A 13189-nucleotide genomic window follows, 5' to 3' on the forward strand; every position below is an offset into this window, starting at 1 on the left:
ATGACAAGCACGGTGCCTTCTCCATCGCGGCGACCGCTGGTTCTTGTCCATGGCCTCTGGGACACGCCGCATCTGTTTCGTCGATTGGTCCGTCGCTTGGAGGAGCATCAGGTTCCGCTGCTGGTGCCCCATCTCCCGCACCGCTTAGGCGCTGTTCCCTTGCGCACCCTGGCGGAACAACTCGACGATCACATCCGTCAGAGCTGGGGTGGCGACGTTGAGGTGGACCTGCTTGGTTTTTCGATGGGAGGCATCATCGGGCGAGTCTGGCTGCAGCAGTTGGACGGTGCCCGACGCACCCGTCGCTTTGTGAGTGTTGGCAGTCCGCAGCGGGGAACTGTCACGGCGCAGTGGATTCCCTCGTGGCTTTGTGCCGGGTTGGCCGATATGAAACGAGGCAGTCCGCTGTTGCGTTCTCTCAATGATGAAGTGCAGACTCTCAAGGGATTGGACTGCGTCAGTTACTACTGCCGCTGGGATTTGATGGTGTTCCCTGGATGGCAGGCCCATCTGCCTTGTGGACTCGTGAGCAGTGTTCCTGTCTTCACCCATCAGCAGTTGATGTCGCATCCTCGATCTCTTGATGTTTTGCTGAGAACGCTTCTGAGCGACTGATTGGCTCACGAACAGTGACATGTTCTGTGCTGATGGGCACACTTTGAGTGTCATCCATGTCCTGCCGCGCATGTGTTTTTCGGCTTCGGCAAGCTTCACGGCATCCGCCGTGCTCGTTCCTTTAGGTCTTTATTCGCATCATCTGGCCACGCGTCATGAGCGGCCTGATTACAAGCCTCTCGCCCTAGTGCCCTTTTTCTTCGGGGTTCAGCAATTTGTCGAGGGCCTCGAGTGGACAGCCATCGACGGCGGAAACATCGAACCTCTTGCAACGATTGGTGGTCTCGGCTTTCTCTTCTTCGCCTACTGCTTCTGGATGATCTGGATTCCGTGGAGCGCGTGGTCGATTAGCCGCAGTACCGACTCCAAGGGATTGCAACGCCGCTTGAAATGGGTTGCGATTGTGGCCACGGTTCTCGGGATCGCGTTCTATTTGCCCATGCTCTTCAACCCGCCTGCGATTCAGCCAGCGGTTCACAGCAATGGTCGACTTCTCTACGACATTGCCAGTCTGCGCAGCATCTTTCACAACTTTGTCAACACTGAACCTGTCGGTGAGTTGGTGTATTGGGGCTTTATTGTTTTGCCGCTTCTGGCCGTCAGAGACAAGGCGGTGAAATTGTTCGGCGTGCTGATCTTCGTGTCGATCTTCCTGACGTGGGCTACGTACAGCGCAACCTTCAATTCGGTCTGGTGCTTCTATTGCGCCGTGCTTTCGATCATGGTGATTTGGATCGTTAATCGTCCCCATCTGCGTCAGGCTTGAAGCCAATGGCTGACCAGTTGTTGGCATCTCTTGAGTCGATGGGGCAGCTGCTGCTGGTCATGGACTCTGGTGTTGGTCTGCTGATCGGCGTTGGATTGTCGATGTCCGCTTCGCATCTGTTTGCGTTGCTCGCCAACCGTCTGACTCCGATGCAGATCCTGATGCACATGATCGTTGATGCGCTCGTGCTCAGCCTTGCTTTTCTCCTTGGAATCCTTTGCCACAGCTTGATGCTGATGCTTCTGGAAGGTGTCCCTCTACAGCCGATCACCTTTGCTAATCACATGGGTGCAGCCATGTGGCCTGGTTTGTTTTATGTGCTGGCAGCTGCTCCTTACGTCAGTGATCTGATTGCAGTGACCTTGCTGGCCTGGATCCATCTCAATGTGCTGCTGCTGCTTAAGGCGGTTTACAACATTCCCCTGGAGACGAGTTTGGTGGTGGCGCTCCCTGGTTTCGTGCTCGCACTGCTCCTGGTGGGCTTGCTCTTCGCCCAGCGTTGGCGCACTAGCTACGCCATGCTCGCCTCAGAGGTCTCAGCCCTGAGGTCGCCATGACAGGGTCCTCTTCGACAGAAACAATCGCCGCTGTTCAGCACCAGCGCCGTCGTCTTCGCCATGTGCGTCGTTGGCTCGTGGTGGCCTTGGTCTGTGTTGCCATGCTCGGACTGCTGGGTCTGACTGCCGTCCGCAGGGATGCGGCCTCGCTGTTGCAACCCGAATCGTTACTGGAACTGCTGACCTGGTTCGGAAGCGTGCTGGTCGTGGTGGTCGCCCTGGTCGGCGTGTATTCGGTGATGGTGGATTTCGTGTTCTGGGAAGGCTGGATGCATGGCCTCCCGGACCCCCGGCAACTATTTGCCTCAGAACGTGAGGGTTCTGGTCAGCATCGTCACTATGTCGTTTACCTCGATGGAATCCATCAGAGCGAAGAGAGTCATCCACCACGGGTGAGTGAATTTCTTGACTGTCTGCAGGAGTCGATTACGGATGACACGATGCTCGTGAAAGGGATCGAGGCTTACACGATCACCAACGTCGGACTGCGTACGACTACCTTCGCTGGATGGTTCTGGCAGCGGCTGTTCGCTCTGCAGGAGCATCACCCCAATGGTCTGGTTCGTTTCATCTGCGCCTTCTGCGTGCAGGCGAACAACGTCATCAAGGTCGGAATCTCCTCAGATCGACGTTATGGACCGGTGATGAACTATGAGCTGGCGTTGAAGATCGCCCGTCGTCTCGATTCGATCGGCTTCATTCCTCATCAGGCGTCCCGCATCGTCCTCGTTGGTTACAGCGGAGGTGGAGAGATGGCGATCGGCATCGCTGAGATTCTCCAGCAGCTTTGTCGTGTGAGGGTTCAGGTGATCACGGTCTGTGGAGTCTTCAGCGGCAACGGCGCGCTCGAGTCCGTCAATGATGTGGCCATGGTTCTGGGTAGTCGAGACCCCGTGGCGGCTCTGGGGCGGATCGCCTATCCCGGTCGTCTGCCCCTGCTGCCACTCTCCAATTGGAATTGCTGGCAACGGCATCATTCTCTGCAGCGCTACATGATTGAGGGGATGAGTCATAACGGCTCCTCCGGCCCCTTTTCCACGGCGTTCCGTAGCTCGGTGGTTGAGGCCATCTGCAAGGAACTGGAGCTTTCTGCCCTCAGTCCTCCGTTGAGAATTCCCCGTTGAGAGCGCGAACCAGTGCGAAAGGGCTGTGTCGTGGCTGGCTGGCTTTCAACCTTCGATGGGCTTCAGGTCGGGTCTGGTTGTCATGAAAGAGGTCCTGGGGCAGTTGGTCCAGGGCGAGGCGGTAGCGGTTCACGCTGTCGTCTGTCGCTTGCAGGCCAGCGTCCAGTTGTTGTTGCAACTGGCGATGCAGTCGCTGACGCCAAAGGTCTCCGAGCGTCAGTGGGAACAGATGAGTTGTTCCCGTGATGGCCTTCTCCAGCAGGGCTGTGGAGTCGATGCAGAACCCCAGCACTCCGTATCCGCCCATATGGAGAGAGCTGAACTGGGCTTCGCTGTTGTGCACGGCCCCCATCAGCTCACAGAGATTGAGGGTCTCACCCAGCTGTTCGCCTCTAAGTTTGGTCGCTTGATAGGCGACGGTTCCATTGTTCCGATCGTTCTGCCAGGGACGATGCAGCTCATTGAGGGCTGCCCAGCCGTTCAATCCTTCAACGCCCTGGTAGTACTGCAACAGTAGCGGTGAGCCGCTGGGAGGCTGCAGTTCCATTTCCAGGGAGGAATGGGGCATCAGTGCCTGGATCTCTTCGCCAGTTTCATCAAGAAGGCTGGTCCGATAGGGCACCGCCAGAGGTATCTGCAGCCATTGCTCACCCATGCGGGTGCTGGCGCCCAAGCCGAAACTGGCCACACTCGTGCGAATCCGAGCGCAACACTGCCAGCCCTTGCTGTTCAGATGATCCAACAGCTCACGGCCGCTGCTGACGTTCTCGAACCTGAATGGTTCTGATGCACGGCTTGCCCCGTTTAGTCGGTTGCTCCCGAGCACATTGAGGATCTGAGCTAGCAGACGGTTGCGCAGCCGTTCAGGTTTTGCTTGCAGATTGGAGAGTCCTTGGTTGCTCCAGGTCAGAACCCCGCCCATTGCACTGATTCTCGCCAGCGTGCCAGGGGGTTTCTCTTGGACTGCAGGCAAGTCCTCGGATGCATCCACCGTCATTGACCACAGCGCTTTGAGCGTCTGCGGCAGTGTGAGGGTCTTTTCAGCGCTGATGGAGATCTGTCGCTGACACCAGCGATCAAGGGCACCGAGTGCTGAGGGTTTAGAGACTGCGGGCAACATGTGTTGCAGGTCATCGGCCAGGGTTGCCAGCAGCAGTGGGCTGACCAGATTGTTCTCTAGCAGGCTTGCAAAGCTGCGTAGATGTTCCGGCAGGCTGGCGCTCTGCCCTCGCCAACGCCTGGGAAGCATCATCAACAGCGGGATCAAACGCTGATGGTGTAGGTCGTTGAGCAGCTCCTTGAGAAACACATCACGGCTGATGCCGCGACGCAAGCTGCTCTGTTCCAATGCGGCTTCCAGCTCGATCAGAGGAGCGAGGCCAGTGCCATCTTCAGCAGACTGGCCCCAGGTTGCACTCAACCTGAGCAGATCGTCTGCCAAGGCTCAGGCCTCAAGCTGATCGGGACGCCGAGACCGCCAGACCGGTATGTCGGATGAGTGCTGCGCTGGTGGCGTCCCTGCCGCGGAAGCGCCGATAGACCTCTGCAGGCCGCAGGCTCCCACCCAGGCTGAGGACGGTGTTGCGGAAACGTTCCCCAGTGGCAGCGACATCATCGTCCTTTTCCAGGCCCACTTCTTCAAAGGCTGCAAATGCATCGGCGCTGAGCACCTCGGCCCATTTGTAAGAGTAATAGCCAGCGGCATAACCCCCGGCAAAGATGTGGCCAAATGCGCAGAGGAAACGGTCTTCCTTGATGGGCTGCAGCACGCTGGTGGTTTCAGCGATGCGGCGACGGAATGCATCCGGGCTGATCTTGAGTTCTGGGTTCCATTGGCTGTGGAGTCGCAGGTCGGTCAGAGCGAAATGAACCTGCCGAAGCGTGCCGTTGCCCTGCATGAAGGTACGGCTACTGCACAGCTTCTGATAGTCCTCCTCCGGAAGAGGTTCCCCGGTCTGCCAGTGACGGGCCATGCCCATCAGGGTGCTTCGATCCAGACACCAGTTCTCCATGAACTGGCTGGGGAGCTCAACGGCGTCCCATTCCACGTTGTTGATGCCAGCGGCTTCCGGGTGCTCGACCGTGGTGAGCATGTGTTGAAGGCCATGACCGAATTCATGGAAGAGGGTTTCCACCTCTTCGAAGCTCATCAGGCTGGGGGTGTCACCAGCCGGGGGGGTCTGGTTGCAGATCAGGTAGGCCACCGGCAGGGTGAGATCGCCATCGGCGTTGCGTTGACGGCTCAGGCACTCATCCATCCATGCACCGCCGCGCTTGCTGGCGGGACGGCTGAAAGGGTCTAGATAAAAAGCCGCCAGGTCTTCGCCGCTGCAGTCCATGACCCGGAAGAAGCGAACATCCTCGTTCCAAATCGGTGCTTCGCCGTCTGCGGCTTTGATGCGGATGCTGAACAGACGTTCGCAGAGGCTGAACAGTCCCTTGAGCACCTGGGGTAGAGGAAACCAGGGCCGCAGGGCTTCCTGATCGAGATCGAAACGTTCTCGTCTGAGCTGCTCCGCCCAGTGGCTCACATCCCAAGGGGCCAGTGCATCGGCTTCGGCCGCACCGTGGCTTCGGGCACATTCACCCAATTCCTGGAGTTCCTTTTGAGCCACTGGCATCGCTGAAGCTCTCAGCTCTTCCAGCAGCGACTCCACCGCGGGCACATCATCAGCCATTTTGGAAGCGAGGCTGAGCTCCGCCCAGTTGGCGTAGCCCAGCCGGGTTGCCTGTTCACGCCGCAGCTGAAGGATCTCCTCGATCAGCGGCGCGTTATCCAGATCGCCACTGCTGGCGCGACTCACATGGGCTTTGTAAACGGTCTCACGCAGGCTTCGGTCCTTGGCGTGAGTAATCACCGGGATGTAGCGCGGCATGTCCAGTCCCAGTCGCCATGGTCCTTCGGTTGCGCTCGGTTCGGAACCGTCAGCGGCTTGATCACCGGCTTCCTTGGCGGCGGCAGCAAGGATTTCCAGGGCTCTCTCTGGAACACCGTTCAGCCGATCACGCTCCTGAATCACCAGGCTCCAGGTCTGCGTGGAGTCGAGCACGTGGTTGCTGAAACCGGTGGAGAGAGCCGCCATCCGTTCACTTGTACGGTTGAAATCCGATTGCTCTTCGCCTCTGAGGGCCACTCCTCGATGCTGCATCGAGAGAAGCTCCGCATCGAGGATGCGTATCTGGGTGCTGTCGAGTGGTTCAGCAGGGGATGACTTCAGTCTGCTGAGAGCTTCATGCAGTATCTGGCTCTGACCGAGGCGGTTGCTGAAGCGCACCACCTCGGGCTGCTGTTTCGCATGGGCTTCACGCAGCTCTGGTGTGTTGCGAACACCAGTGAGATGACTCACCACGCCCCAGCTCCAGCGAAGACGTTCGCCAAGCTGATGCAGGCTCGGCATCAGCTCATCCCAGCCCAGAGGTGAGGTCGCGGCGAGGCGCTGCTTCAGGGATGTTTCCAGCGTCTCCAGCTGATCGTTCAGGCTGGTCAGAAGCGCAGGGATCTCGTTGTTGACCTGCTCAGCGTCAATGGCCTCGAAGTGAGGAAGGCCTTCGCCGCGCAGCAGTTCTGGGGTGCTCATGGATGGTCAGCCGGTGGGGAGAAGGGCACGGGCAGCAATAACGGTGTGACTTGCTAGATCAGAAGCAAGGGCATCGGTGGATGCCTCATAGAGATCCATGGCGATCCGAGGCCAGATGCCAATCACCAGTGTTGGAACCAGCAAGGTGAGCCCAATCGCCGCTTCCCGAGGGCGCATGTCCTTCACGAAGGCGAGGGCAGGAATTCGTGGTCCGAAAAACACTCTGCGGCACATCGACAGCAGATAGATGGGAGTGAGAACAAGCCCAATCGCCGCCAACACGATGGTGGTGACTCTGAAGAATGTGGTGAAACTCTCCTGACTGGTGATGCCTAGGAACACTGTGATCTCGCTAATGAAGCCGCTCATGCCAGGTAAGGCCAGTGAGGCTAGGGAGCTTGCAAGGAAAAAGGCGAATGTGATCGGTAAGGCTTTGGCCAGGCCTCCCATGTTGGGGATCGAAAGGGTCTTGGTGCGCTCGTAGAAGCAGCCCGTGACGAAGAACATCGCTGCTGCTATGAGGCCATGACTAATCATCTGAAGCATGGCTCCGCTCAGGCCGAGAGCATCGACGGCGCCGATCCCCACCAGCACGAAGCCCATATGACTGACGGAGCTGCAAGCGATCCTGCGCTTCACGTTGTCTTGGGCGAAGGCGTTGAGAGCGCCATAAACGATGTTGACGATCCCGAGGATGATCAGAGCCGGGGCCAGTACCAGATGGGCTTCCGGGAGCATCTGCACGTTGAAGCGCAGCAGCGCGTAACCGCCCATTTTGAGCAGTACGCCGGCTAACAACATGGAGACCGGAGCATTGGCTTCACCGTGGGCATCCGGAAGCCAGGTATGCAAAGGAAAAATCGGCAATTTCACGCCGAAACCAACGAGGAAGCCCAGATAGCAGAGCAGGCCGAAGCTGCCACCTGGGGAGCGCTGAGCCATCTCAGTCATGTTCAGGGTAAAGCTGTCACCGGAGTTGGCAATGGCTAGGCCGCTGATCAGGATCAGAAGGGATGCCAGCGCTGTGTAGAGAATGAATTTGGTCGCTGCGTACTGACGGTTCTGACCGCCCCAGATGGCAATAAGCAAATACACCGGCACTAGTTCCAGTTCCCAGGCCAGGAAGAACAGCAGGAAGTCCTGGGAGAGAAACACCAGGGCCTGGGCAGAGGCCTGCACCAGCAGCAGTGCGAAATACAGCCTGGATTTATGGGTGATGTTCCAGCTGGCGCACACGGTCAGCAGCGTGACTAGACCACTGAGCACAACGAGTGGAGCTGAGAGACCGTCAGCTCCGAGTGACCACTCCAGACCGATCGCAGGTACCCAACTGACACGTTCCACCAGCTGAAGCTGACTCTCCAGCGGGTCGTAGTGACGGCTGAAGGCAGCGATCATCAGACCGAGATCCGCCAGCAGCACGGCAACTGTGAGATTGCGTGGAACCGGTGAGGTGTTCTGGTCTTCTCCAGGGAGAAGCGGCATCAACAGCGCTGCAGCCGCTGGAAGCAGCACGATCAGCGAGAGCCAGGGGAACCCTGCGTCGGACGCAGCCATCAGCGGCAGGTTGGCGTCCATGAAACTCCCAAGATTGTGATTGAACTTATCAGCCCCGAGACCTCTCCTGAGTACTTCTACCCAGTTCTGAGCTCAGCCTGCATCCTTGGGATGCCAGTGACTGCCAGCTGTTTGGAGGCTTAGAAGCGGCGCGCGACTGGCAACACCCACAGACTCCCATGCCCTCACCATCGCCTGGCTGACGGCGGCACCATTCTCTTCGCAACAGAGGGCCAGGATGCTTGGACCGGCACCACTGATGGCGCATCCCCATGCCCCTGCAGCGATTGCAGCTTCTTTGACCTCCTGTCCGCCCTTGATCAATCGCCAGCGATAGGGCTCATGCAGCCTGTCGTGCATCCCATCCGAGATCAGGTCACCGTTACCGGTGCGTAATCCCTGGAGCAGAAGTGTGAGTGCACCCAGGTTGACTACCGCATCGCTCACAGGCACAGCCTTGGGCATGGCGCGACGCGCTTCACTGGTGCTCAGTCGTATCGCCGGAATCGCCACAACGGCCTTCACGCTGTTCATCCATTCGCATCGCACAACCCGCCAGCGTTGAGAGGCGGCCTTGGCTGTCATGCAGAGGCCCCCCAACAGCGATGGCACGACGTTGTCTGGATGCCCTTCGATATCGATCGCGAGCTCCAGCAGTTTCTCCCGACTCAGAGGTTCGCCCACCAGCGCGTTGGCTCCCACAAGCCCCGCCACGATTGCTGTGGCACTGCTGCCTAGTCCTCTGGCCGGAGGCACCGCAAGACGCACCCTTGCCTCAAGAGCGACCGGTTCTTCACCGGCAGCTTTCCAAACGCGCTGAGCCGCTCGGTAGACAAGATTTTCAGCACCGCCTCGCAGGTGAGATCCCTCTTGCCCTTCGATGATCAGCTCAAAACGCTCTCCATGCCCCTCGATGCGTCGCATCGTGAAGCGGTTGTTGAGATCGAGGGCGGCGCCAAGGCAGTCAAAGCCTGGCCCGATGTTGGCGGTGGTGGCTGGTACATCCACCACGACGGTCTGGCCTATTCGCGGCTGCGCCATCCCTGCTGCTCTACTCAGGCCAGTGTCCCACCCGACTCCACGAGATCACGTGCGCGGCAAGCCGCGCTAAACAATCCCGCCTCCGGATCGATGACAGCGCGGATGGTCAATCCTTCGATCAGGGAACGAAACCGTCCTTTGGACCGTAAGGGCTCCAGAAACTGCGTTGAGCAAAGGCCATCAATATTTTTCTCGGCCGTTCCCCCTCCAATCCAGAGGCCTCCGATGCAGAGCTCCTGTAGGGCCAGGTCTCCTGCAGCAGATCCATAGGCTCCAAGCCAGAGTTTCAGTGCTTTGCCGGCAAGGTCGTCACCCTCTGCGGCTGCTTTGCCAGTCAAGGCCGGGAGATCCGGATAATCGGGGTGATCGGCAGGCATGGCGCGCCATGCCTGGGCCTGAGCCTTCAGACCATGCTGAATTCCGGTCTGGCGGTGAAGCAGCCAATTCATGACATATCCGAGTCCGGTGCCACTGACAATCCGCTCGATGGATAACCGTTGCAGTCCAAGGTCCCGCTTCAGCCACTGAGCCAGTTCCCATTCCTCTTCGCTGCGCGGTGCAAATTCCCGATGGCCGCCTTCGCTTGGTATGGCCAGCCACCCGCCAGCTGCGGGCAGTCCGCGCGCCATGCCGAGGCCGGTTCCCGCACCAAGGATGGCAACGGGCCCGTTTTCAGCACCGGCAGGTGCAGGTGTCGATCGGTTGCATCCCATCTGCAGCACCACCTGTTGCTGATCACTGAAATGGGATAGCCCATGGATCAAGACAGCGAAGTCGTTGACCAGCTCAAGCCGTTCCAACCCCGTTGCAGCGGATAAGGATGTTTCACTCATCTGCCAGGGCAGATTGGTGAGCTTTGCGATGCCCTGATGCACAGGCCCGGCAACCGCAATACAACTGGTCGTCGGTTTTGGTAGCTCGGTGGGCGCTTGTTCCAGAAAATGCTTGAGCATCGACTCGAGGTCTTGCCAATCCGCTGATCTGTAGCGGTGGCTGTGCTCTTTCTTCAGCTGCCCATCAATGTCCCGATAGATGCTCAGGAGTGTCTTTGTGCCTCCAAGATCTCCTGCCAGGTAGGTCTTGGCTGCCATGGGTGCGGATCAGGGCTGCTGTCTTCAGGCTGGAGCTCGCCTTGCTACTCGGCAACCAATTGGATCGACTCAGCCATCGGATGGCGAATGATCTAGGGAGTGGATGCAAAGAAATCCAGCGGGAGGGGGCCCCATGTGGTGCTTGGCTCGGTGTTGTCGTTGCCGTGACCGCTGATCAGGATTCCTTCCCCTAACCCGTGCTCGATGCGTAATCTGGCAGTCAAGGTCTGCTGGTTGGCTTTGAGATAAACCGGTCCATCCAGTTCGGGACCGGAAATCAGCTCATGAGCTGGCCAGGCTTGATGTTGTTCAAGTTGGCGAAGTGATCGAACAGCCTGCTCAGCCGTTAACGCCATGATTCCTGCGGTGAACCATCGATATAACATCATCTGCTGTTGAAGCTCAGTCACAATTAAGGCCTTTTCCATTGCATGGAGAACAGGTGCAGTTCTCAATCGACTAAAGTCAGTCAGTCTCATGAATGAACTGCCGTAACCAGAGCATCTTCAGATTTATTGTTATTTGCTTGATTGCAATAATTGATCAATTTGTTAACAGATATTTCTCCTAAGTCGCCATTCTTTCGACTTCTGAGGCTGACGGTATTGTTTTCAGCTTCTTTGGCTCCAATTACTGCAAGAACTGGGATCTTGGCTTTTTCTCCATTGCGAATGAGTTTGCCCAGGCGCTCTCCGGATTCATCCACAGTGGCAGAGATGCCTTGATTGAGCAATTTAGTCTGAACTGTTTCGGAAAAGCCTCTTGCGTCGTCGCTCACTGGAAGAATTCTAATTTGCTCCGGTGCAAGCCAGAACGGAAACTCGCCGGCGTAGTTTTCAATCAGAATTCCGATGAAACGTTCAAAGCTGCCCAGAATAGCTCGGTGCAGCATGACTGGGGTATGGCGAGATCCATCTTCCCCGATGAAGCTTGCATCGAGTCGATCAGGCATCGAAAAATCAACCTGAATTGTTCCGCATTGCCACACTCTTCCTAGGCAATCTTGGAGAGAAAATTCAATCTTGGGCCCATAAAAAGCACCTTCGCCAGGGTATAGCTCCCACTCCAGATTTTTATTTTCTAAGGCGTCTTGTAGCGCCTTTTCAGATTTGTCCCAGACTTCATCGCTGCCCACTCTCTTCTCAGGACGGGTTGATAGTTTAATCGAAATTTTCTCAAAGCCAAGTGTTTTGTAGACGTCAAAGACAAGGTCGATGAAGTTTGATACTTCAGACTGAATCTGATCTTCTGAGCAGAAGATATGTCCATCATCTTGAACGAAGTTCCTGACTCTCATTAGCCCATGCAGTGTTCCTGATGGTTCATTTCTGTGACATGAACCAAACTCAGAGAGCCTGATTGGTAAATCTTTATAGCTGCGTAATCCCTGGTTGAAGATTTGAACATGACACGGACAATTCATCGGTTTGACCGCGTAGTCTCTGTTTTCAGAGGATGTTGTAAACATGTCCTCTTTGAATTTATCCCAGTGCCCTGATTTCTCCCACAAAGTTCTATCCACAATTTGTGGAGTGCTGATTTCTTGGTAGCCAGATTCTCGAAGTCTCCTGCGGATATATTGTTGCAACTTTTGGTAGATCGCCCACCCCGGTGGATGCCAAAAGACCATTCCTGGCGCATTGTCTTGAATGTGAAATAGCGAGAGCTGGCGGCCCAAGCGTCGATGATCTCGTTTTTCAGCTTCTTCGAGTTGCTTTAAGTGCGATTTCAGTTCTTTTTCTGTGCCCCATGCCGTTCCGTAGATTCTTTGAAGCATCTGGTTATTGGAGTCACCTCGCCAATAAGCGCCAGACACTTTCATCAGTTTGAAATGTCTTAAATGCCTTGTATTGGGGACGTGAGGACCACGACACATGTCTGTGTATTCTTCATGATGGTAGAGCTTGATTGTTTCGCCGTCGGGAATGTCTTCAACGATTTCCAGCTTGTAGGGTTCTTCTCTGGATTCGAATGCTTGTTTTGCCTGATTGCGATTGACGACTTCAACATTGACCTCATAATCTTTGGCAATCAGTTCTTTCATTCGTTGCTCTATGGCTTCTAAATCTTCTGGAGTGAAGGGTTTTTCATAGGCAATATCGTAATAAAATCCGTCTTTAATGACAGGGCCGATGGCCATCCGTGCTTCCGGGTAGAGCTGTTTTACTGCATGCCCTACAAGGTGAGCAAAAGAGTGTCTTATAATGTCAATTCCCTCAGCATCTTTTGCTGTTAACAAGCGCAGATCAACATCCTTATCGATTGGCATGGCCATATCCAAGGATTCACCATTGACCACTCCTGCGAGAGCTGCTTTGGCAAGCCCGGGTCCGATGGATGCCGCGACATCTGCAATGGTGACTGGCCCGTCAAAACTTTTAGTGGTTCCGTTTGGAAGGGTGACGACGGGCATGGAGGCGTGAGTCCTGAGATCTGATCGATGGCTACTGCCACAGCTGGCAAGCCACGGACATCCTATTAGTGGATGTACGCTCGCAAAAAAGCGAGGCTCGTTTCACTTGCCCTCTGAACTTGAAGGTGGTGACTTGCTCGCGCCACTTCTTGCTTCGTTGCTAGCTGATTTCGACCACTGGTTTACCAGGGGGCAAAGTAATACTTGAGCAATGTCCTGACGGCGTCCTGTCGTCATGTGATCGTCTTGAGTTGGCTGAACGTCTTGCCGACGGAAAGCGTCCGATCGCGGCGACAAGTTCTCTCTTGCAGGCCTCCTCTGAACCGGTCGCTGTCTCGATGCAGGCGATGGATCCCTGGCATCAACTGGTCATGGAGGTTTGGGCTCTCTCGGCGCGTGTCTAGCGGTCTTCTGGATGAGCCGCAGGGCTTGAGCTGTCTGGGCAGC

At 56.5% G+C, this 13189-nt stretch carries 12 protein-coding genes; 5 read left to right on the forward strand and 7 right to left on the reverse strand.

The genetic code is table 11. The features are described from left to right. From SIB42_RS07550 to SIB42_RS07565, 4 genes are all read left to right on the forward strand, one after another. Positions 1-615: an esterase/lipase family protein gene (locus tag SIB42_RS07550; RefSeq protein ID WP_067092990.1), complete on the forward strand. Its 615-nt coding sequence runs from the start codon at positions 1-3 to the stop codon at positions 613-615. A gap of 70 nt (positions 616-685) precedes the next feature. Then, entirely contained in the window at positions 686-1381 is a 696-nt protein-coding gene (locus SIB42_RS07555) for a DUF6629 family protein (protein WP_067093158.1), read from the forward strand. A gap of 5 nt (positions 1382-1386) precedes the next feature. Next, entirely contained in the window at positions 1387-1938 is a 552-nt protein-coding gene (locus SIB42_RS07560; RefSeq protein WP_067092991.1) for a hypothetical protein, read from the forward strand. Then, positions 1935-3062, forward strand: coding sequence for a hypothetical protein (locus SIB42_RS07565; RefSeq protein ID WP_067092992.1), 1128 nt, complete (start codon positions 1935-1937; stop codon positions 3060-3062). Before SIB42_RS07560 ends, SIB42_RS07565 begins: the two co-directional genes overlap by 4 nt. On the opposite strand, the gene SIB42_RS07570 is transcribed toward SIB42_RS07565, so the two are convergent. The 7 genes from SIB42_RS07570 to thrS form a co-directional block, all read right to left on the reverse strand. Further along, the gene (locus tag SIB42_RS07570) at positions 3034-4503 is read right to left on the reverse strand and encodes an ArgR family transcriptional regulator (RefSeq protein ID WP_067092993.1); all 1470 of its coding nucleotides are present in this window, start codon (positions 4501-4503) and stop codon (positions 3034-3036) included. The two genes, SIB42_RS07565 and SIB42_RS07570, sit on opposite strands and share 29 nt — an antisense overlap. A gap of 10 nt (positions 4504-4513) precedes the next feature. Continuing rightward, positions 4514-6640: a M3 family metallopeptidase gene (locus SIB42_RS07575; RefSeq protein WP_067092994.1), complete on the reverse strand. Its 2127-nt coding sequence runs from the start codon at positions 6638-6640 to the stop codon at positions 4514-4516. Between the two features lie 6 nt (positions 6641-6646). Continuing rightward, on the reverse strand, positions 6647-8218 hold the full coding sequence (locus tag SIB42_RS07580) for an NAD(P)H-quinone oxidoreductase subunit 4 (RefSeq protein WP_067092995.1): 1572 nt from the start codon (positions 8216-8218) through the stop codon (positions 6647-6649). 72 nt (positions 8219-8290) lie between these two features. After that, the gene (thrB, locus tag SIB42_RS07585) at positions 8291-9238 is read right to left on the reverse strand and encodes a homoserine kinase (protein ID WP_067092996.1); all 948 of its coding nucleotides are present in this window, start codon (positions 9236-9238) and stop codon (positions 8291-8293) included. A 14-nt stretch (positions 9239-9252) separates the two neighbouring features. Further along, positions 9253-10329 (reverse strand): glucokinase, encoded by a 1077-nt coding sequence (locus SIB42_RS07590; RefSeq protein ID WP_067092997.1) that lies wholly within the window; start codon positions 10327-10329, stop codon positions 9253-9255. 92 nt (positions 10330-10421) lie between these two features. After that, complete coding sequence (locus SIB42_RS07595; RefSeq protein ID WP_067092998.1) at positions 10422-10808, reverse strand: DUF1824 family protein; 387 nt, start codon at positions 10806-10808, stop codon at positions 10422-10424. After that, positions 10805-12742 carry a threonine--tRNA ligase gene (thrS, locus tag SIB42_RS07600; RefSeq protein WP_067092999.1) on the reverse strand — a complete coding sequence of 646 codons (1938 nt, stop codon included), beginning with the start codon at positions 12740-12742 and terminating at the stop codon, positions 10805-10807. The genes SIB42_RS07595 and thrS overlap by 4 nt, the downstream gene beginning before the upstream one ends. Before the next feature lie 251 nt (positions 12743-12993). On the opposite strand from thrS, the gene SIB42_RS07605 reads away from it, so the two are divergent. Beyond that, positions 12994-13146, forward strand: coding sequence for a DUF2605 family protein (locus SIB42_RS07605; protein WP_369818413.1), 153 nt, complete (start codon positions 12994-12996; stop codon positions 13144-13146). Positions 13147-13189: the final 43 nt, after the last annotated feature.

This window comes from Synechococcus sp. MIT S9508 (assembly GCF_047303045.1).
GTDB lineage: Bacteria > Cyanobacteriota > Cyanobacteriia > PCC-6307 > Cyanobiaceae > Synechococcus_C.

Coding starts and splice junctions, on each gene's coding strand:
- SIB42_RS07550 (WP_067092990.1), top strand. CDS start 1: ATGACAAGCACGGTGCCTTCTCCATCGCGGCGACCGCTGGTTCTTGTC.
- SIB42_RS07595 (WP_067092998.1), bottom strand. CDS start 10,808: ATGAGACTGACTGACTTTAGTCGATTGAGAACTGCACCTGTTCTCCAT.
- SIB42_RS07555 (WP_067093158.1), top strand. CDS start 686: ATGTGTTTTTCGGCTTCGGCAAGCTTCACGGCATCCGCCGTGCTCGTT.
- thrB (WP_067092996.1), bottom strand. CDS start 9,238: ATGGCGCAGCCGCGAATAGGCCAGACCGTCGTGGTGGATGTACCAGCC.
- SIB42_RS07590 (WP_067092997.1), bottom strand. CDS start 10,329: ATGGCAGCCAAGACCTACCTGGCAGGAGATCTTGGAGGCACAAAGACA.
- SIB42_RS07560 (WP_067092991.1), top strand. CDS start 1,387: ATGGCTGACCAGTTGTTGGCATCTCTTGAGTCGATGGGGCAGCTGCTG.
- SIB42_RS07580 (WP_067092995.1), bottom strand. CDS start 8,218: ATGGACGCCAACCTGCCGCTGATGGCTGCGTCCGACGCAGGGTTCCCC.
- SIB42_RS07575 (WP_067092994.1), bottom strand. CDS start 6,640: ATGAGCACCCCAGAACTGCTGCGCGGCGAAGGCCTTCCTCACTTCGAG.
- SIB42_RS07565 (WP_067092992.1), top strand. CDS start 1,935: ATGACAGGGTCCTCTTCGACAGAAACAATCGCCGCTGTTCAGCACCAG.
- thrS (WP_067092999.1), bottom strand. CDS start 12,742: ATGCCCGTCGTCACCCTTCCAAACGGAACCACTAAAAGTTTTGACGGG.